This is a genomic window from Streptomyces sp. NPDC047981 (assembly GCF_040653315.1).
Lineage (GTDB): Bacteria > Actinomycetota > Actinomycetes > Streptomycetales > Streptomycetaceae > Streptomyces.
In genome coordinates, this window is record NZ_JBEZNQ010000094.1 from 1 (window position 1) to 18,441 (window position 18,441).

General features: G+C 73.6%; 17 protein-coding genes. 8 read left to right on the forward strand and 9 right to left on the reverse strand.

What is annotated here, in order from left to right; all coding sequences use genetic code 11:
* Window positions 1-90 precede the first annotated feature (90 nt).
* The 3 genes from AB0E14_RS34380 to AB0E14_RS34390 all read left to right on the forward strand — a co-directional run bounded on the left by AB0E14_RS34380 (window position 91) and on the right by AB0E14_RS34390 (window position 2,531).
* Window positions 91-570, forward strand: coding sequence for a GNAT family N-acetyltransferase (locus tag AB0E14_RS34380; protein WP_362427527.1), 480 nt, complete (start codon window positions 91-93; stop codon window positions 568-570).
* A gap of 65 nt (window positions 571-635) precedes the next feature.
* Window positions 636-1,346, forward strand: coding sequence for a DsbA family oxidoreductase (locus tag AB0E14_RS34385; protein ID WP_362427531.1), 711 nt, complete (start codon window positions 636-638; stop codon window positions 1,344-1,346).
* Between the two features lie 111 nt (window positions 1,347-1,457).
* On the forward strand, window positions 1,458-2,531 hold the full coding sequence (locus AB0E14_RS34390; RefSeq protein WP_362427534.1) for an aminotransferase class V-fold PLP-dependent enzyme: 1,074 nt from the start codon (window positions 1,458-1,460) through the stop codon (window positions 2,529-2,531).
* Window positions 2,532-2,595: 64 nt separating this feature from the next.
* Here the strand turns inward: AB0E14_RS34390 and thpD are convergent, their stop codons facing one another.
* The 5 genes from thpD to AB0E14_RS34415 all read right to left on the reverse strand — a co-directional run bounded on the left by thpD (window position 2,596) and on the right by AB0E14_RS34415 (window position 7,250).
* A complete protein-coding gene (thpD, locus tag AB0E14_RS34395; RefSeq protein WP_362427537.1) occupies window positions 2,596-3,462 on the reverse strand; it encodes an ectoine hydroxylase in 867 nt (288 codons plus the stop codon).
* A gap of 2 nt (window positions 3,463-3,464) precedes the next feature.
* Window positions 3,465-3,863 carry an ectoine synthase gene (locus AB0E14_RS34400; RefSeq protein WP_362427540.1) on the reverse strand — a complete coding sequence of 133 codons (399 nt, stop codon included), beginning with the start codon at window positions 3,861-3,863 and terminating at the stop codon, window positions 3,465-3,467.
* Window positions 3,864-3,895: 32 nt separating this feature from the next.
* Window positions 3,896-5,191: a diaminobutyrate--2-oxoglutarate transaminase gene (gene ectB, locus AB0E14_RS34405; protein WP_362427543.1), complete on the reverse strand. Its 1,296-nt coding sequence runs from the start codon at window positions 5,189-5,191 to the stop codon at window positions 3,896-3,898.
* Window positions 5,188-5,715, reverse strand: a complete 528-nt coding sequence (ectA, locus tag AB0E14_RS34410) for a diaminobutyrate acetyltransferase (RefSeq protein WP_362427546.1) — start codon at window positions 5,713-5,715, stop codon at window positions 5,188-5,190. The genes ectB and ectA overlap by 4 nt, the downstream gene beginning before the upstream one ends.
* A 434-nt stretch (window positions 5,716-6,149) precedes the next feature.
* A complete protein-coding gene (locus tag AB0E14_RS34415) occupies window positions 6,150-7,250 on the reverse strand; it encodes an aminotransferase class V-fold PLP-dependent enzyme (protein ID WP_362427598.1) in 1,101 nt (366 codons plus the stop codon).
* Between the two features lie 251 nt (window positions 7,251-7,501).
* Between AB0E14_RS34415 and AB0E14_RS34420 the strand changes: the two genes are divergently transcribed.
* Window positions 7,502-9,043, forward strand: coding sequence for an esterase (locus tag AB0E14_RS34420; RefSeq protein WP_362427549.1), 1,542 nt, complete (start codon window positions 7,502-7,504; stop codon window positions 9,041-9,043).
* Window positions 9,044-9,083: 40 nt separating this feature from the next.
* Window positions 9,084-10,169, forward strand: a complete 1,086-nt coding sequence (locus AB0E14_RS34425; protein ID WP_362427552.1) for an amidohydrolase family protein — start codon at window positions 9,084-9,086, stop codon at window positions 10,167-10,169.
* A 27-nt stretch (window positions 10,170-10,196) separates the two neighbouring features.
* Here AB0E14_RS34425 and AB0E14_RS34430 read toward each other — a convergent pair whose 3' ends face one another.
* A complete protein-coding gene (locus AB0E14_RS34430; RefSeq protein ID WP_362427555.1) occupies window positions 10,197-10,784 on the reverse strand; it encodes a GNAT family N-acetyltransferase in 588 nt (195 codons plus the stop codon).
* Window positions 10,768-12,969 carry a penicillin acylase family protein gene (locus AB0E14_RS34435; RefSeq protein WP_362427558.1) on the reverse strand — a complete coding sequence of 734 codons (2,202 nt, stop codon included), beginning with the start codon at window positions 12,967-12,969 and terminating at the stop codon, window positions 10,768-10,770. The genes AB0E14_RS34430 and AB0E14_RS34435 overlap by 17 nt, the downstream gene beginning before the upstream one ends.
* Window positions 12,970-13,049: 80 nt before the next feature.
* Here AB0E14_RS34435 and AB0E14_RS34440 point away from each other — a divergent pair, with 80 nt between their 5' ends.
* Both AB0E14_RS34440 and AB0E14_RS34445 read left to right on the forward strand, forming a co-directional pair.
* Window positions 13,050-13,775, forward strand: a complete 726-nt coding sequence (locus AB0E14_RS34440) for a siderophore-interacting protein (protein WP_362427561.1) — start codon at window positions 13,050-13,052, stop codon at window positions 13,773-13,775.
* 330 nt (window positions 13,776-14,105) lie between these two features.
* On the forward strand, window positions 14,106-15,089 hold the full coding sequence (locus AB0E14_RS34445; RefSeq protein WP_362427565.1) for an SCO1860 family LAETG-anchored protein: 984 nt from the start codon (window positions 14,106-14,108) through the stop codon (window positions 15,087-15,089).
* 97 nt (window positions 15,090-15,186) lie between these two features.
* Here the strand turns inward: AB0E14_RS34445 and cobC are convergent, their stop codons facing one another.
* Together cobC and AB0E14_RS34455 are read right to left on the reverse strand one after the other, a co-directional pair.
* Window positions 15,187-16,734 (reverse strand): Rv2231c family pyridoxal phosphate-dependent protein CobC, encoded by a 1,548-nt coding sequence (cobC, locus tag AB0E14_RS34450; protein ID WP_362427568.1) that lies wholly within the window; start codon window positions 16,732-16,734, stop codon window positions 15,187-15,189.
* 26 nt (window positions 16,735-16,760) lie between these two features.
* Window positions 16,761-17,705 carry a bifunctional cobalt-precorrin-7 (C(5))-methyltransferase/cobalt-precorrin-6B (C(15))-methyltransferase gene (locus AB0E14_RS34455; RefSeq protein ID WP_362427571.1) on the reverse strand — a complete coding sequence of 315 codons (945 nt, stop codon included), beginning with the start codon at window positions 17,703-17,705 and terminating at the stop codon, window positions 16,761-16,763.
* 6 nt (window positions 17,706-17,711) lie between these two features.
* On the opposite strand from AB0E14_RS34455, the gene AB0E14_RS34460 reads away from it, so the two are divergent.
* Window positions 17,712-18,440: a ZIP family metal transporter gene (locus AB0E14_RS34460; RefSeq protein ID WP_362427574.1), complete on the forward strand. Its 729-nt coding sequence runs from the start codon at window positions 17,712-17,714 to the stop codon at window positions 18,438-18,440.
* Window position 18,441: the final 1 nt, after the last annotated feature.

The window sequence follows — 18,441 nt, forward strand, 5'->3', positions numbered from 1 at the left end:
CCCCGTACCCAACGAAGAGATAGCCGGCCCGCCGGCCCGGCGACCCTGCGGCCCGCAACCGCCGACCCGGCGCCGCGCGTCCCGGTTGTCATGATCAGAATCGCGACGCCCGACGACCTCGACGCCATCGCCGCCCTGCACCTGGAGGCCCGCGCCACCTACTACCGCGGCCACGTCCCCGAGACCGAGTTCGCGGGACCCGAGGAGCTCGCCCGCACCCGGGAGGGATGGGGCAGGGCCGTCGAGCGGGGCGACGTGCTCCTGGCCGAGCGGGACGGCGAGCCGGCCGGCGTCGCCGCGTACAGCAGGGGCGAGGACGGAACGGTCACCCTCACACAGCTCCACGTCCGCCCCGACCGCTGGCGCCTGGGCGTCGGCACCGAGCTGCACACGGCCTGCCTCGACGTGTGGCGGGCGGAAAGCTTCGCCGAGGCCCGCCTCCTCGTCTTCGAGAAGAACGAGCGGGCCCGGTCGTTCTACGCCGCCCACGGCTGGACCGCCGACCCCGACACCCCCCGCTCCGGCACCCATCTCGTGCTCCGCCTCACACTGGAACCCGCGGCGGAATGAATCCGGCCGGCGGGTGCGTTCTCGCCCTCGGACCCCACCCGCCGACCCCGGAGAGAAGCCGAATCATGCGCGTCGAGATCTGGAGCGACATCGCCTGCCCGTGGTGCTACATCGGCAAGGCCCGCTTCGAGAAGGGCCTCGCCGCCTTCGCCCACCGCGAGGACGTCGAGGTCGTGCACCGCTCTTTCGAGCTCAACCCGAACCTGCCCAAGGGTGTCACCGCGCCGGTGATCGACACGCTGGCGAAGAAGTACGGCCGGACCCTGGACGAGGCCCGCGCCATGGAGGAGCACGTCGCGTCCAACGCGCGGTCCGAGGGTCTCGAGTACCGGACCGAGGGCCGTGACAGCGGCAACACCTTCGACATCCACCGCCTGCTCCACCTCGCCAGGGACCGCGGCCGGCAGAACGAACTGCTCGACCTCGCCTACCGCGCGAACTTCGCCGAGGAGCGGTCCGTCTTCGACGTCGAGACGCTCGTCCGGCTCGGCGTCGAGGCAGGCCTGGACGAGACCGAGGTCAAGGCCGTGCTCGCCGACGAGAGCGCGTACGCGGACGCGGTACGGGCGGACGAGCGCGAGGCGGCCGAACTCGGCGCGAACGGTGTGCCGTTCTTCGTCCTCGACCGCCGCTACGGCGTCTCCGGCGGCCAGCCCGCCGAGGTCTTCACGCAGGCCCTGGAGCAGGCGTGGCAGGGCCGGGTGCTCCAGCCGATCGGCGCCGCCGACGACGCCGCGGCCCCCGCCTGCGACGTGGACGGCACCTGCGAGGTCTGACGGCGCCGCGCCGGCGCACGCGCCCCGGACCTGGGCTTATAAGCCCCGATTGGGGCTTCCCCATGATCATTCGCCATTGACGAGGGGCGAGGGGAAGCCCAGTCTTGGGCCATGGACGCCACGGATGTCACGGATGTCATCGAACCCCTCGGCGGAGCCGAGTTCGCTCCCCGGGGGACGTATCTCAACACCTCCACCTGCGCGCTGCTGCCGCGCCGCGCGATCGAGGCCGTCACCCGGCTCTGCGAGGACGTCGCGGCGGGCAACCCGGACGGCTCCGGCAGCTTCGACGTCGTCGACGAGGCCCGCGCCTCCTTCGCCCGGCTCGCGGCCGTCCGCCCGGACCGGGTCGCGGTCGGCAGCTCGGTCTCCGTGCACGTCGGGATGATCGCGCAGTCGATGCCCGCCGGGGCCGAGATCCTCTTCCCCGAGGGCGACTTCTCCTCCCTGATCACCCCGTTCACCGTCCGCGGCGACCTCAAGACCCGTTTCGTGCCCCTGGAGCGGCTCGCCGAGTCCGTCCGCCCCGAGACCGCCCTGGTCGCCTTCTCCTCCGTCCAGTCGGCGGACGGACGGACGGTGGACTTCGCGGCGGTACGGGCCGCGGCGGCCGCGCACGGGGCCCGTACGCTCCTGGACGCCACCCAGTCCGCCGGGTGGCTGCCGCTGCGCGCGGGGGAGTGGGACTACACGGTGGCCGGCGGCTACAAGTACCTGCTCAGCCCGCGCGGAACGTCCTTCCTCACCGTCACCGAGGAGGCGCAGGACTCCCTGGTCGCGATCCACGCGGGCTGGGTCACCGGAAAGGAGCTGTGGGCGAACAGCTACGGCCCGGTCCGCGAACTTGCCGCCTCCGCACGGCGGTTCGACGAGCCGCCGGCGTTCCTCGCGTACCACGGGGCGGCCCGTTCGCTCGCCCTCCTCGAAGAGATCGGCATCGAGCGGATCGAGGCCCACAACAAGGCCCTCGCGGCCCGCTTCCGCACCGGCCTCGTGGCGCTCGGCCACGCCCCCGTGGCGGACGTCTCCGGTGTGGTGGGCATCCCGGGCCTCGGCGACCGGCTGCCCGACCTGCGCGCCGCCGACGTCCTGATGGCCGCCCGGGCGGGCAACCTGCGGGCGTCCTTCCACCTCTACAACGGCTCGGCGGACGTCGACCGCGCCCTGGAGGTCCTCGCGGGCTGAGACACGGCCGAGGGGGAGGCGGCCGTTCTCCGGCCCCTCCCCCTCCGCCGCGTTCACCCGGCTCTCAGCGCACGGGGGTGAAGTCCCGCGCCCCGATGAACTCGGGCCTGCGCACCGGCGCCGCGAACGGCTCCACCGCCGCGTTCTCCACGCTGTTGAAGACGAGGAAGACATTGCTGCGCGGGTACGGCGTGATGTTGTCGCCCGAGCCGTGCATCGCGTTGCAGTCGAACCAGGTCGCCGAGCCGGCCCGGCCCGTGAAGAGCCGGATCCCGTGCGCGTCCGCGAGCGAGGTCAGCGCCTCGTCCGACGGGGTGCCCGCATCCTGCATCTGCAGCGAGCGCTTGTAGTTGTCCTTCGGGGTCTCCCCCGCGCAGCCCAGGAACGTCCGGTGCGAACCCGGCATGATCATCAGGCCGCCGTTGGTGTCGTGGTTCTCGGTCAGCGCGATCGACACCGACACCGTGCGCATCCGGGGCAGGCCGTCCTCCGCGTGCCAGGTCTCGAAGTCCGAGTGCCAGTAGAACCCGGAGGCGCCGAAGCCCGGCTTCACGTTGATCCGCGACTGGTGGACGTACACGTCCGAGCCGAGGATCTCGCGCGCCCGGCCCACCACGCGCTCGTCCCGGACGAGACGGGCGAAGACCTCGCTGATCCGGTGCACCTCGAAGACGGACCGTACCGTCGCCGACCTCGACTCGACGATCGCGCGCGGGTCGGACCGTACGGCCGGATCGGCGACCAGACGGTCCAGCTCGTGGCGGTACTCGGCGACCTCGTCGTCGGTCAGCAGCTCCGGCTCGACGAGGAAGCCGTCCCGGTCGTACGACTCCAGGCCCGGCGCGTCGCTCCACACCACCGGGTCGCGGCGGGGCGTGAGCACCTCCGAGGCGCCGCGGGTCGGGTACAGGTCGGTCAGGACGTCCGTCATGATCAGCCCTCCTCCGTGAGCAGGGGGTACACCCCGTTCGCGTCGTGGTCCTCCCGCCCGGTGACCGGCGGGTTGAAGACGCAGACGCAGCGGAAGTCGGTCTTCGGGCGCATCGTGTGCCGCTCGTGGCCGTCGAGCAGGTACATCGTGCCCGGCTCGATCCAGTGCGTCTCGCCGGTCTCGTCGTTCGTCAGCTCGGCCTCGCCCTCGACGCACAGGACGGCCTCGACGTGGTTGGCGTACCACATGGACGTCTCGGTGCCCGCGTAGAGCACGGTCTCGTGCAGCGAGAAGCCGACCCGCTCCTTGGCGAGGACGATCCGCTTGCTCTCCCAGGTGCCGGATGCGGCCCGGACGTGGCGTTCGGTGTTCTCGATGTCCTTGAACGATCGGACGATCACGGTGGTGCAACTCCCTTTCGCGTGTGGGTTGTTCAGGCTGCGGTGACGGTCGCGCCCCGGGGGGCCGTCTCGCGCACCGCGCGGGACAGCGTGCGCAGCCCCTCGTCGAGCTCCTCCGGGGTGACGGTCAGCGGCGGGAGGAGTTTGACGACCTGGCTCTCCGGGCCCGAGGTCTCGAGCAGCAGCCCCAGCTCGAAGGCGCGGGCGCAGACCTTCGAGGCCCGGGTCCTGTCGGTGAACTCCAGGCCCCACACCAGGCCTCGGCCCCGGTAGTGGGCGCCGTCGGCCGAGTTCTCCTCACAGAGCGCGAGCAGCGCCTGCTCGACCTGCTCGCCGCGCGCCAGGGTCTGCTTCTCCATCTGGCCGTCGGCCCAGTACGTGTCGAGCGCGGCGGCGGCCGTGACGAAGGCCGGGTTGTTGCCCCGGAAGGTGCCGTTGTGCTCGCCGGGCTCCCAGACGTCCAGCTCCGGCCGGAACAGGCAGAGCGACATCGGCAGCCCGTAGCCGCTGATCGACTTCGACAGCGTGACGATGTCCGGGGTGATGCCGGCCTCCTCGAAGGAGAAGAAGGCGCCGGTGCGGCCGCAGCCCATCTGGATGTCGTCGACGATCAGCAGCATGTCCTGGCGCCGGCACAGCTCGGCGAGCGCCCGCAGCCACTCGGGGCGGGCCACGTTGATGCCGCCCTCGCCCTGGACCGTCTCCACGATCACCGCGGCCGGCTTGTTGAGGCCGGAGCCCTGGTCCTCGAGCAGCCGCTCGAACCAGAGGAAGTCCGGCACCTGCCCGTCGAGGTAGTGGTCGAACGGCATGGGGGTGCCGTGCACCAGCGGGATCCCGGCCCCGGCCCGCTTGAAGGCGTTGCCGGTGACGGCGAGCGAACCGAGCGACATGCCGTGGAAGGCGTTGGTGAAGGAGACGACGGACTCGCGGCCCTTCACCTTGCGCGCCAGTTTCAGCGCGGCCTCCACGGCGTTGGTGCCGGTCGGCCCCGGGAACATCACCTTGTACGGCAGGGCGCGCGGCTTCAGCACGACGTCGTGGAAGGTCTCCAGGAAGGTCCGCTTGGCGGTCGTCGCCATGTCGAGACCGTGGGTGATCCCGTCGCGTTCCAGGTAGTCGATCAACGCCCGTTTCAGTACGGGGTTGTTGTGGCCGTAGTTGAGGGAGCCGGCGCCGGCGAAGAAGTCGAGGTACTCGTGGCCGTCCTCGTCGGTGAGGCGCGCGCCGTGCGCGCGGTCGAAGACGGTGGGCCAGCCGCGGCAGTAGCTGCGGACCTCCGACTCCAGGGTCTCGAAGACGCTCAGTTCGGGCGGGGTGATGGTCACAGCGAAGCTCCGGTGGTGGGGAAGGGGCCGATGCGGTACAGGACTTCGGGCTTGTGGGCGGCGGCGCCGTCGACGCTGTCGGGGAACAGGTCCCCGTCGAAGAGGACTTCGCGCTCCAGGCGCAGCCCGTGGCGGGCGGCGTAGGCGCTGAAGAGCCGGTCCGAGGGCGTGTTGTCGGGGGTGACCGTCGTCTCGACGGCGTCCGGGCGGACCCGGGCGGTCAGCGCGTCGAGCAGCACCCCGGCCAGGCCCTGCCCGCGGTGGGTCTCGTCGACCGCGATCTGCCAGACGACGAGGGTGCCGGGCCGGTCGGGACGCAGATACCCGGTCACGAAGGCGACCGGCTCACCGCCGTCGACGGCGCGCGCGACCAGCGAGGTGGCGGCGAAGTCGCGGCACCACAGCAGGTAGCTGTACGAGGAGTTCAGATCCAGCACCCGGGAATCCCGGGCGATGCGCCAGATGTCGGCTCCGTCCTCCACGCGTGGGCTTTCCAGTGTCATGGCTGCTTGTGCTGCGGTCATGGCGAGGGAATTTACCGAGCGAATTCTCGGATTGCACGGGCCTGAGGGGTGGGCGGGAGAAACGCGATGTGTTATTCGCGCGGGCGCGAATCAGTGCCGTTCTGTCCGTATAAATCCTGGCAAAAAGGGTGCGGTGTGGAGTCGGTCACAGAACGGAAATGAGCCGGAAGTGCTGACGGAACCTTGGCGTTTAGGGTCCGGGAAACCGGGCAGAAGAAGCGCGGAGGGTGTACGGGAATTCGAGTGAATAATGCGCGCGAAATTTAAATGGAAGAGAAATGGGGATTCGAGCGGCCGGACGGGGTGACCGGCCGGTCCGTACGAAAGACCCCGGGACCTTTCGTTCGGACCGGAAGGCCCCCGTGGGCCTGTCCGGCGGATCAGGGCCGGACAGGCCCCAGGGCCTTTCGTTCGGATCAGGCCCGGATCAGGCCCTAGCTCCACGCCTCCGTCGCCGCGCGGCGGGCGGCTTCCAGGTCGACCGGGCGGCCCGTGTCGGCGAGGGCCGCGCCCAGGGCCGCCAGGGAGGACTGGACCGCGCCCGGGGTCGCGTCCACGCCGTAGTGGTTGACCCGGATCATCTCCTTCGACAGGGCCCCGCCGCCCGCGATCAGCGGCAGCGACGGGTCGGCCGCCAGCGCGGCGGCGACCAGCGCCGAGGCGTCCACGCCGTCCGGGGAGCGCAGTGTCGTCGCGACCGGGGCCGCGTCCCGCGCCGCGCGGACGTACGGCTCCAGGCCGCCGCCGAGGGCCAGAGCGCCCGCCCGGGTCGCGGCCGCGGCGGACGCGTGACGGGCCATCAGCGCGTCGAGCCCCTCGGACTCGATGCGCTCCAGGCAGGCCTCCAGGGCCAGCATCTCCAGCTGCGCCGGCGCGTGCAGCAGCGCCTTCCGGCCGCCGTCGATCCAGCGCTCCTTCCAGTCCAGGAGCGAGAGGTACGAGCGGCGCGGGGCACGCGGGTTGGCCGCGAACCGCTCCCACGCCCGCTCGCTCACCGAGACCGCCGAGACGCCCGCGGGACCGCCCATCGCCTTCTGCGCGCCGATGATGCACATGTCCACACCCCACGCGTCCGGCAGCACCGGCTCCGCCCCGATGGACGCCACCGCGTCCAGGTAGAACAGCGCACCGTGCGCCCGCACCACCTCGCCGATCTCGGCCACCGGGTTCGTGTTGCCCGTCGCCGCCTCGGCGTGCACCAGGGAGACGAAGTCGATCTCCGGGTGCTCGGCGAGCGCCCGCTCCACCTGCGCGGCCGTCACCGCCGCGTGGAAGGGCACCTCCAGGTCGACGACCGTGGCGCCGCAGTCCCGCAGCCAGTCGCCGAAAGTCTGGCCGTACGGACCGGTGACGATGTTCAGGGCCGTCGAGCCCGGCCGGGCTCCGCTGCGGATGCAGCCCTCCAGGGGCAGCAGCGCCTCGCCCTGGGTGATCACCACGTCCTGCTCGGTGGAGAGCAGGGCGGCGACCCGCCGCTCGATGGACGCGAAGTGCGCGGCGGTCAGCGGGGCCAGGTCCAGCAGCGGGTGTGTCACGGTCACGGTGGTGCCTTCTTCGAAAGGAGGGTCGAGCGTCGCCTCAGGGTACCGAGCCGGTTCCCGGCCGCTTCGGACCTCCACCCCCATTACGGGACGTGAGTGACGCTCAGGTCCGAAACCGGCCATCAGGCGCGTACAACCCTGACGGGGCATCTGGTGTCGAACCGTGCGACGGACAAGGGACGGGCCCTTTCCGGACACCCCCGCAGCCGCCCGGATCATCCTCTGTTGCATCCAGGAGCCGCTCCATGCGCACCTACCGCCTGACCCGCACCCGCACGCGTCGGCGCACACACCGCGCCCTCGTGCTCACCGCCGCGACCTTCCTCCTCACCGCCGGCGCCGGCCTCGTCACCGCGCCCGCCGCCCACGCCGGAGTGCCCGGCTCCACCCGCGCGGACGACCGCAACTGCGACTTCGACGGCGACGGTTACGACGACGTCCTCGTCGGCGCGCCCGGCGCGACCGTCGGCGGCGCGCGCGGCGCCGGTCTCGTCACGGTCCAGTACGGCTCGTCCCGGGGCATCGGCACCACCCGCGCCGCCGTCGTCAGCCAGAACACCGCGGGCGTGCCCGGCACCGCCGAGGCGGGCGACGCCTTCGGCCAGGCCCTGGCCACCGGCGACCTGGACGGCGACGGCTACGACGACGCGATCGTCGGCGTCCCCGGCGAGGACATCGGCACCCTGGCCGACACCGGCGGCGCCGTCATCCTCTGGGGCTCGCCGAAGGGGCTCGTCGGCACCCGCAGCCAAGGCCTCGACAGCCTCCTCGGCCCCACCGCAGGGGCCCGCTTCGGCTCGGCGTTCGCCGCCGCCCGGTTCACCGCGGAGAGCCCGGGCGACCAGCTGATCACCCTCGACCGGCACGGCGCGGAGCGGCACCTGTTCGCCGCCGCCGCGCAGCCGGGCGCGACCGCCCGCGCGGACCGGGGCACCGCCCTGAACGGCTCGGCCCGCACGGCCGCCGAGTGGCGGGACATCTCCGAACGGTCCCTCACCACCGGCGACTACGACCGCAACGGCTTCGCCGACCTCGTGATCAGCGGGGTCTCCACCGGCGTCGAACCCGGCCACGGCTGGTCCTGGTACCTCTCGGGGCACCCGGACGAACTGCGCTACGAGCGTGCCCTGCGCGGCGGCCCGGTCGCGGCGTCCGGGGACGTCGACGGCGACGGCTACGACGACCTCGTCACGGGCGAGCCGCACAGCCCGGACGACGGCGGCGAGTCGATGACCGGCGGCATGGTCGGCGTCCACCTCGGCGGCCCCTCGGGCCCTGCCGGTGTCGAGGGCCCCGGCACTCCGCCGCGCTGGTGGACCCAGGACTCGCCGGGCGTGCCGGGCGCCTCCGAGCGCGGCGACGGCTGGGGCGCCGACCTCTCCGTCGCGGACACGAACGGCGACGGCTACGCGGACGTGGCGATCGGCGCGCCGGAGGAGGACATCGGCACGGTCGCCGACGCGGGCATGGTCACCGTCCTGCGCGGCGCGCGCGGCGGACTCACCTCCGCCGGGGCGCTTTCGTGGACCCAGGACTCGCCGTCCGTGCCCGGCGCGGTCGAGCGGGCCGACCGCTTCGGCGCACAGGTCAGGCTGGCCGATCCGAACCGCGACGGCCGCTTCGGACTGCTGGCGGCGGCCCCCGGCGAGAACACCGCCGACGGGCACGTCTGGGTCTTCTCGGCCGGTACGGGAGGGCTGACCGCGGCCGGCTCGTGGACGTACTCCGCGGGCTCGCTCGGCGGACCGGCCGTGGACGCCCGCTTCGGGGCCGCGATCGACGAATGAGCCCCTGTGGGCCGGTGCCCGCCCCTCGTAGAGTGCAGTCATGAGCGATCACGCGGTGCTGCATGTGAAGGGGCGGGTGCTCGTCGGCCCCGAGGACGTACGGGACGAGCTCTGGGCGGTCGACGGGCGCGTCACGTACACCCGTCCGTCCGCCGAGGCGCTCACGATCGAGGGCTGGGCCCTGCCGGGCCTGGTCGACGCGCACTGCCACGTCGGCCTCGACCAGCACGGCCCGGTCGACGCGGGCACGGCCGAGAAGCAGGCGCTGACCGACCGGGACGCGGGCACGCTCCTGATCCGCGACGCCGGCTCGCCGTCGGACACCCGGTGGATCGACGAGCGCGAGGACCTGCCGAAGATCATCCGGGCCGGCCGGCACATCGCCCGCACCCGCCGCTACATCCGCAACTACGCCCATGAGATCGAGCCCGAGGACCTGGTGGCGTACGTCGGGCAGGAGGCCAGGCGCGGCGACGGCTGGGTCAAGCTCGTCGGCGACTGGCTCGACCGGGAGGCGGGCGACCTGGGCGCCTGCTGGCCCCGCGCCGAGGTCGAGGCGGCGATCGCCGAGGCCCACCGGCTCGGGGCCCGGGTCACCGCGCACTGCTTCGCGGAGGACTCGCTGCGGGACCTGGTGGAGGCGGGCATCGACTGCATCGAGCACGCCACGGGGCTCACCGAGGAGACCATCCCGCTCTTCGCCGAGCGGGGCGTCGCGATCGTGCCGACGCTCGTCAACATCGCCACCTTCCCCCGGCTCGCCGAGGGCGGCGAGAAGAAGTTCCCGCGCTGGTCGGCGCACATGAGGCGGCTGTACGAGCGCCGGTACGACACCGTCCGCTCGGCGTACGACGCGGGCGTCCCGGTCTTCGTCGGCACGGACGCGGGCGGCTCGCTGGCCCACGGCCTGGTCGCGGCCGAGGTGGAGGAGCTGGTCAAGGCGGGCATCCCGCCGATCGAGGCCCTCTCGGCGACCACCTGGGGCGCCCGCTCCTGGCTGGGCCGGCCCGCCCTGGAGGAGGGCGCCCCGGCGGACCTCGTCGTCTACGCCGACGACCCCCGCGCGGACGTCCGCGTGCTCGCGGCGCCGCGCAGGGTCGTCGTCGACGGACGCGTGATCGGCTGACCACGTGTCCGCGTGCCCGCCCGGGGCTCAGCGGGTGAGGAACGCCAGGCGGGCACGCTTGGCCGGGATGTGGACCTCGGGGAGGTCCACCTCGGGCAGGACCACCTCGGGGCCCAGCTCGAAACCGGCCCGCGCCAGCCGGGCGATTGCCTTCTCGTTGGCCGCGTCCGGCTCGGCGACGGCGCGCGTGCGGCCGTTGAGCGCGAACGCCGTCAGGGCGACGAACAGCCGGGCGGAGAAGCCCGGTTCGGGGGTGTCGGCGGGCGCGATCAGGATGTGCACCCCGATGTCGCCCGGCTGCACGTCGTAGCACTCGGAGACACGGTCGGCCGAGGGCTCGTACGTCTGGAAGAGGGCGACCGGCTCGCCGTCCCGGCGCACCAGGAAGCCGTGGTGCGTGGTGAGCGAGTCCAGGTGGGCGTAGATCTCCCGGACCTGGTCGACGGTCGTGCCGCCCATGCCCCAGAAACGGGCGCGGTCCTCGTTGACCCAGCCGTGGATGAGGGCGGCGTCGCCCTCGGGGTCGACGGGGGCGATCCGGACGGTCCCGAAGCCCTCGACGGTCTGGACGTGGACCGGGGCCACCGGTCCGCTCGGCTCAGTGGCGGTCGTCATGCGGGTGCTCCTTGGTGAGGTGGTGCCAGTCGGTGGTGACGGGGGCGAGTCCGCCCCGCAGCCACAGGGGGAGTTGGTCGCGGTGGTGGGGGTCGTCGGCGACCCCGGAGGCGCCGAACGGCACGATCCACAGGCTCGCCTCGCGGTCGGCCAGGTCCCAGACGTAGCGGGCGGCCGAGGCGCGGGCGCTGCGGTCGGTGTAGCCGGGCACGCTGGTCGAGGACATCACGCAGTCGTGGTCCCCGGAGAGGCCAGGCCAGTCGGCGTCGTCCTCGTCCTCGTCGGGGAGTGCCTGCCAGGGCGCGAGCCGGTGGGTGACGCCCCAGGCGGGCGGTTCGTCGCCGGCGGCGACCTCCTCCAGCGCCTCGCGGACGAACCCGGCGACGTCGGCGGCCGGCACGGGACCGGAGACCAGCAGGGTCTCCAGGGCCAGGGCCACCCGCGGCCCGAGGGCCAGCCAGGGCTGGAAGACCGCGGGGTACGGGGCGGGCGCGCGGAGCGCGGCGAACGCCGGGTGCCCGGCGAGCCGCCGCACGACGGCGCCGCGCACGGCGGCGTACAGACCGGCGTCGGTGCTGTCCGCGTCCATCCGGCGGTCCCAGGCGAGCAGCCTGGCCCGGACGGTGAGCGCCCCGGGGGAGAGGGCGGGGGTGTCCTGTCCGCGCGCGGGGGTGTCGGCGTCCTCGGCCGCCGCGCGAACCGCCGCGAGCAGCCGGGCCGCCGAGGGGTTGTCGGTGTCCGTGTGGACGCCGGCCATCGCCTCCGGCGTCCAGGCCGCGGAGGCGGCGAGCAGGGTGTCGATCCGGGCCGCCCGGTGCGGCGGGGCGAACTCGATGCCGAGCGGCGCCGCGAGCCCGCGCGCGTTGGCCATGACGGCATGGCCCTCGACGTCCGCGCGCGGCGTCGGCACCGCGGCGCCGTCCCGCCACGCGTACGCGGCCTCCCAGGCGGGCACCACCCGGACGGAGTTGGCGTGGTCGCGGACGGGGACGTGTCCGGCGACCCGGTGCAGCAGTCCGCCGTCCACGTCGGCCGCCATGACGACGTTGACCGGCTCGACCCAGCCGTCGACGGCCCGGTCCACGTCCGCGACGGTACGGGCGGCGAGCAGCTCGGGCAGCACCGCGAACCCCAGCTCCCCGGTCACACGCGGCGGGTACCGCAGGCTGATCGCCTCCCAGACGCCCCCGTCCGCGCCGTCCGCGCCGACCGCGGCGTCCGCGCCGACCGCGGCGTCCCCGCCCTCGGTGGCGTCGGGGCCGCCGATCGGGCCGCCGCCCGGGCCGATGATCACCGGGCCGCGCGCGGTCTCGATCACCTCGATCCCGACCGGGTCGCCGCCCGCCACCTCCACCGTCTCCCGGTGCACGCTCGCGGGTTGCCAGCCGTCCGGGCCCAGGGCCTCCACGCCGCCGTCGGCGGTCCGCCGGAGCCGCTCCCGGTACAGGTCCTGGTAGTCGGACATGGCGTTGGTGATCGCCCAGGCCACCTGGCCCGTGTGCCCGAAGTGGGCGAGGCCCGGGACGCCCGGGACCGCGAGGCCGAGCACGTCGTACTCCGGGCACGCGAGGCGGATCTGCTGGTACACCCCGGGCGCCTCGATGAAGCGGTGCGGGTCGCCCGCGATGATCGCCGAACCGCTCGCCGTCCGGTCGCCGGAGACGATCCAGCCGTTGGAGCCGGAGGTCCCGGGGCCGTCCGTGGCGAACAGCTCCGTCCACTCCTCGCCCAGCCTGCGCGCGACCTCCTCCCGCCACAGCTTGGCGGGGAAGCCCGCGAACAGGATGTGCGTGGTGAGCCAGACCGCCAGCGGGGTCCACGGCTCCCAGCGGCCCGGCGCGAGCCCGACCCGCGCGAACTGGCCCGCGCGGGACGCGCCTTCCGGCAGCCCCGCGTTGACCCCGTCCACGTACGCCCGGACCCAGCGCGCCGTCCGCTCGTCCAGGCGGTCGAAGCAGCGGCGCGCGGTGTCGGCGAGCCCGGCCTGCCGCGCGAAGGTGTCCCAGCCGGTCTCGCCGGCGCCGAGGAACGCGGCCGTCGTGCCCTGTGCCCGGTGCCGCTCGACCTCCAGCTGCCAGGCGCGGTCCACCGCGGTCACCCGCCCCTGCGCGAAGGCGAGTTCGTCCTGATCGGTCGCCCGCAGATGCGGAATGCCCCAATCGTCCCGGTAGACCTCGATACCCACTCCGACCCCGATCTTCTGCGTTCTCTTAGGTTAGGCTGACCTAAATTAATCTACAGGCAACGCATGGGGAGGCGATCGCGGTGGGGCATGGCTGGGAAGGTGTGGTCCTCAAGCTGTTCCGGGGACGGGACTTCACGTTCACCGTGACCGGGGCCGAGCAGGTCACCGAGCACTACCGCCGGGTGCACCTGACGGACGGCGGCCTTCTCGCCGCCGCCGGGGTCCACCCGACGATGTGGGTGCGGCTCTGGTTCGAGAACGCGGGCAAGCCGCACCAGCGCGCCTACACCCTCGTCGACCCCGATGCGGAGGCGGGCACCTTCAGCCTGGAGTTCGCCCTCCATGAGGGCGCCGCCAGCGACTGGGCCCGCTCCTGCGCCCCCGGCGACACCGTCGAGGCCACCCTCCAGGGCACCGGCTTCACCGCCCCCGAGCCCCGGCCCGGCCGGATGTTCGTGATCGGCGACCCCGCCTCGCTGCCCGCCATCAACTCGCTCCTCGACTCCGCGCCCGACGTCCCGGCCACCCTCTGGTTCGAGACCTCGCACGAGGCGGACGAGGAGCTGCCGCTGCGCCTCGACGCGGACCGCCACGAGCTGCGCCGGGTCCCGCGCCAGGGTGGCGGGGCCGCGCTCGTCGAGCGGGTCCGCGGTGACCTCCCCGAGCTGCTGGGGGAGGAGCGGGACCCGTACGTCTGGATCGCCTGCGACACGGCGACCACCCGCACCCTCGCCGCGTACGTCCGCAAGGAGCTCGCGCTCCCCAAGGAGCGCGTCCACTCCCTGGGCTACTGGCGCGCCTCCTGACCGGGGCCGCCCGCCGAGCCGCCGTCGAGCCGTCACCGCCGAGGCGCCGGGTTGACCGTCCGTTACCGGAGGTCGGCGGGCGTCGTTGAATCACTTTCGGCGCACGCCCCGCGTGATACGAAACGCGCGGGGCGTGCGGGAACGGGTGTGCCGAAAGAATCGAATATGGGCGCGGAAACCCCCCTTTGGAGTGAACTCACGCCAGGTGTCTGTCAGTTCACCCTCCGTGCGTAAAGATTCCGGTGTCTCAAGTCGCCGAGACCGCGTCGACCCCGTGTCCCCGTGGTGAGCGGCCGGCGACGCCATGTCTCCTGTGGGGGTACCACCAACGTGAACAGCACCACCTTCCGCATGCCCGTACGCCGTACCGCCGCCGCGGCGACCGCCGTCGCGCTGGCCGTCGGGCCTGTGGTCCTCCTCGCCCCCGCGGCCCACGCCACCGGCGGCGAGGGGCGCGCGACCGCCGTCGTCCTGCGGACCGGTCTCGACGTCTCCCTGCTCGACAAGACGGTCGACGTGCCCCTGCGTGCCTCCCTCAACGAGGTCAAGGCGCCCGAGACCGAGAACAAGACCGCGCTGACCGTCAAGGTGGAGGGCGCCGAGAACGGCAAGCCGATCGACGTGCTCCGCGCCGACGTCGCCACGTCGAAGGCCACGGTCGACAAGGACAAGGCCGAGGGGTACGTCAACCTGGTCAAGGCCCGGGTCCACGTCCCCGGTGTGCCCCTGCTCTCCCTGATCGAGGTCGAGAAGGTCACCGCCAGGGCGCTCTGCGAGACCGGCAAGCAGCCGGTCGCCGAGGCCAACCTGCTCGGGCACGTCACCGTCCTCGGCAAGAAGACCAAGCTGTCCACGGCGGGCCAGACCAAGGTCAGCGTGCCGGGCGTCGGCGACGTGACGCTCGACCTGTCCCGTACGTCCACCACCTCGCGCACCGCCGCCGCCACCGCCCTGGAACTGAAGGTGGAGGTCAACCCGCTGAAGCTCGGCGTGGCCGAGGTCAACGGCACGGTCACCCTCGCCGAGGCCACCTGCGAGACGCCGAAGGGCACGAAGCCCACCGAGGAGCCGACCGACAAGCCGACCGAGAAGCCCACGGAGGAGCCGACCGGGCAGCCCTCGCAGGAGCCCTCCACCGAGACCAGCGACGCCGGTGGCGTGCAGACCCAGAACGAGGGCGCCCAGCCCACCGACCAGAACCTCGCGGCGACCGGCGGCAGCTCGATGACGCCGTACCTGGCCGGCGGCGCCGTCGTCCTGCTCGGCGGCGGCGCGGGGGCGCTCGTCCTGGCCCGCGGTCGCGCCCGGGGCTGACCGACCCGAGGGGGGAAGGGGACCATGCGGGGAGGACGGCGCGACGGCGAGCCGCCCTCCCCGCATGCACGACCCGGCGCACGCGTGCCGACGGGCCTCAGCCCTCGATCAGCAGCGCCTGGTCCAGCGCCTGCAGGAAGCGGTTGGTGACGACCCGGTCCCGCACCGCGAGCCGGAGCCAGTTCCGGTCCAGGCCGGGGAACGTGTCCCCGCGCCGGGCGGCGAAGCCGAGCGACCGCAGCCTCTCCCGTACCGCGTCCGCGCGATCCATCCGGATCAGGACGAACGGACCCTCCGCCGCGGCCACCGCCCGCACCTCGTCGAACTCCGCGAGCCCCGCGAGCAGATGCGCCCGCTCCACCGCGATCCGGTGCGCCGCGAGCTCCGCCTCCGCGAGCGCCGCCCGCGACATGCACGCCTCCGCCGCCACGAGCGCGGGCGTGGACACCGGCCACAGCGGCTGCGCCCGTTCGAGCAGCGCGATCGTCTCCGGGTGCGCGAGGACATAGCCTATCCGCAGACCCGCGAGCCCCCAGGTCTTCGTCAGGCTCCGCAGCACCACCAGACCCGGCACGTCCGTCCGCCCGGCCAGCGACTCCCGCTCGCCCGGCACCGCGTCCATGAACGCCTCGTCCACCACCAGCGTCCGCCCGGGCCGGGCCATGGCCGCGATCGCCGCCGCCGGATGCAGCACGGACGTCGGGTTCGTCGGGTTCCCGATCACCACGAGGTCCGCGTCCTCCGGCACGGCCGCGGGATCGAGCCGGAAGCCGTCCTCCTCGCGGAGCAGCACCCGGCGCACCTCGTGGCCCACGTCGCGCAGCGCCGCCTCCGGCTCGGTGAACTGCGGATGCACCACCACCGGCCGGCGCACCGGAAGCGCCCGCGCGAGCAGCACGAACGCCTCCGCCGCCCCGGCCGTCAGCAGCACCCGGGCGGCCGGCAGATCGTGCCGCTCGGCGACCGCCGCCCGCGCGACCCGGCCGTCCGGGTACTGCGCCAGGCCTGTCAGGGAATCGGCGATCCGCGCCCGCAGCCACTCCGGTGGCGTGTGGGTCCGGACGTTGACCGCAAGATCGATCAGTTTCTCGTCCCGTACCTCCGCGTCACCGTGGTGCCGCAGATCGTGGACGTCAGAATGCGCGTGGGTATCCATGGCCGCCGTCGGGTGATGAGTGGGGGGTGTACGGGGCTCCGTCTGACCGTCGATGTACCCCCGTCCCTGGGGCAACAACCGTACGTCGGGGGCATCTTCGTTCGGGCGAAACCGGAGGGGCCGGGCGATCGCACACGTCACACGCGCCGACTTCCGCTTCGGTACGAGCAGCACGGCACCCGCCCCCGCCGCGAGCAGCGCGGCCGCCTCCGCCACCGACGCCGTCCCCGTCGCCGCGAGGGCGGCCCCCGAGGGGTGCGGTACGGGCACGGCGGCCAACTCCTCGGGCCCGTAGGCGCGCAGCGGTACGCCGAGACGCTGGGCCGCGCCCACGATCCCCGGCTCCGCGGCCCGCGCCTCCAGGGTCCCGAACGCCACGACGTCCGAGCAGGAGAGACGGGCCTCCCGCAGCGCGGCGAGGACCGGGGTCAGCACCTCGTCCACGGACACCCCGGACCGCGCGCCGATCCCCACGGTCGCCCCGTTCACCGTCGCTCGCTCTCCCCGCGTCCCACTCATCGCGTCCCCCAGACCAGACACACCGGCGGTACCGCCGCCGCGGAGAAGACGCCCGGCCCATCCAGCCGCTCGGACCGCAGCAGCACCCCCTCGGCCGCGAACCCGCAGGACGTCAGCGCCGACCGGACCGGCGCGATCCGAGCCGGATCGGGCACCGCCACCACCACCGCGCGGCGGGCCCGCCGCGCCGCCGTCTCCACGACCGACTCCAGCTCACCGGGCGCGCCGGAACGCCCCCCGACGAACACCCCGTCCGGATCCGCGAGATGGCTCAGCACCGCAGGCGCCTCCCCGCGCACCGCCCGCACCTCCACGCCGTGCGCGGCCGTGTTCGCCCGGACCCGCTCGACCCCGGCCGCCGACCGCTCCACGGCGACCGCGGCCGCGCCCAGGCGGGCGCACTCGATCGCCACCGCGCCCCGGCCCGAACCGATGTCCCAGACCAGATCGCCGGCCCGCGGCCCGAGCCGGGCCAGCGCCAACGCCCGCGCCTCGTACGGCAGTACGGTCCCGGTGCCGGCCCCCGCCCCGAACTCCCCGTCCGGCAGCGCCCAGCTGTCAGGACCGGTGAGCGGTCCGGTGACCGCGGGGGAGGGCCCGTCCTGCCGCGACTCGTCCAGGCAGAGCACCATGCTCACGCCCTCCCAGCCCCGGCACATGGCCTCCGCCGGATCCACCCGCTCGAACCGCTCGCGGAACGGATCGCCGAGCGCCGAGAACACCACCAGCGTCCGCGACGCCACCCGGTGCAGCAGCGCCGAGCCCAGCTCCGCGGGACCGAATCCCGGGGTCGGCAGCACGGCCACCTTGGGGTGGGCCCGGCAGATGTTCACCGCGCGGTGGGGCACCGAGCCCTCCACCACGACGGCGTCGTCCCAGGCCAACCCCAGGCGTCCGAAGGCGAGTCCGATGTGCGCGAATCGGGCGCGATCGGATAGCAAGGGCGCATGGCCGTTTTCGTCGCGCTCGGCGCGTTCCTCATGACGCTCTTCGGCGGCTGGACGGCGCAGCGCGTCACCGACCGGCGCCACCTCGTCCTCGGCCTGGCCGGCGGACTGATGCTCGGCGTGGTCGGACTCGACCTGCTGCCGGAGGCCATGGAGGCCGCGGGCGAGAAGGTCTTCGGGGTGCCGCAGGCCCTGCTGCTCTTCGTGGGCGGCTTCCTCTTCGCCCATGTCGTGGAACGGCTGCTCGCGGTCCGTCAGGCCGCGCACGGGGTGGCGGCCGGCGAGCGGGTGCCGCAGGTGGGCCTCACCGCGGCGGCCGCGATGGTCGCCCACAGCCTCATGGACGGCATCGCGCTCGGCGCCGCCTTCCAGGTCGGCGGGGGCATGGGCGCGACCGTGGCGCTCGCCGTCATCACCCACGACTTCGCCGACGGGTTCAACACGTACACGATCACCAGCCTCTACGGGAACGCCCGGCGCAAGGCGGTCCTGATGCTGGTCGCGGACGCGGCCGCCCCGATCGTCGGCGCGGCGTCCACGCTGCTGTTCACCCTTCCGGAGGAACTCCTCGGCAGCTATCTGGGGTTCTTCGGCGGCGCTCTGCTGTACCTCGCCGCCGCCGAGATCCTCCCCGAGGCCCATCACGAACACCCGGCGCTCTCCACCCTGCTGTGCACGGTGGCGGGCGTCGGGTTCATCTGGCTCGTGGTGGGGGTGTCGGGCGGCTGAT

What these genes read in the sequence shown, in the direction of transcription:
- AB0E14_RS34425 (WP_362427552.1), top strand. Translation starts at nt 9,084, where the DNA reads ATGAGCGATCACGCGGTGCTGCATGTGAAGGGGCGGGTGCTCGTCGGC.
- AB0E14_RS34420 (WP_362427549.1), top strand. Translation starts at nt 7,502, where the DNA reads ATGCGCACCTACCGCCTGACCCGCACCCGCACGCGTCGGCGCACACAC.
- AB0E14_RS34385 (WP_362427531.1), top strand. Translation starts at nt 636, where the DNA reads ATGCGCGTCGAGATCTGGAGCGACATCGCCTGCCCGTGGTGCTACATC.
- ectA (WP_362427546.1), bottom strand. Translation starts at nt 5,715, where the DNA reads ATGACCGCAGCACAAGCAGCCATGACACTGGAAAGCCCACGCGTGGAG.
- AB0E14_RS34430 (WP_362427555.1), bottom strand. Translation starts at nt 10,784, where the DNA reads ATGACGACCGCCACTGAGCCGAGCGGACCGGTGGCCCCGGTCCACGTC.
- AB0E14_RS34390 (WP_362427534.1), top strand. Translation starts at nt 1,458, where the DNA reads ATGGACGCCACGGATGTCACGGATGTCATCGAACCCCTCGGCGGAGCC.
- AB0E14_RS34460 (WP_362427574.1), top strand. Translation starts at nt 17,712, where the DNA reads ATGGCCGTTTTCGTCGCGCTCGGCGCGTTCCTCATGACGCTCTTCGGC.
- AB0E14_RS34380 (WP_362427527.1), top strand. Translation starts at nt 91, where the DNA reads ATGATCAGAATCGCGACGCCCGACGACCTCGACGCCATCGCCGCCCTG.
- thpD (WP_362427537.1), bottom strand. Translation starts at nt 3,462, where the DNA reads ATGACGGACGTCCTGACCGACCTGTACCCGACCCGCGGCGCCTCGGAG.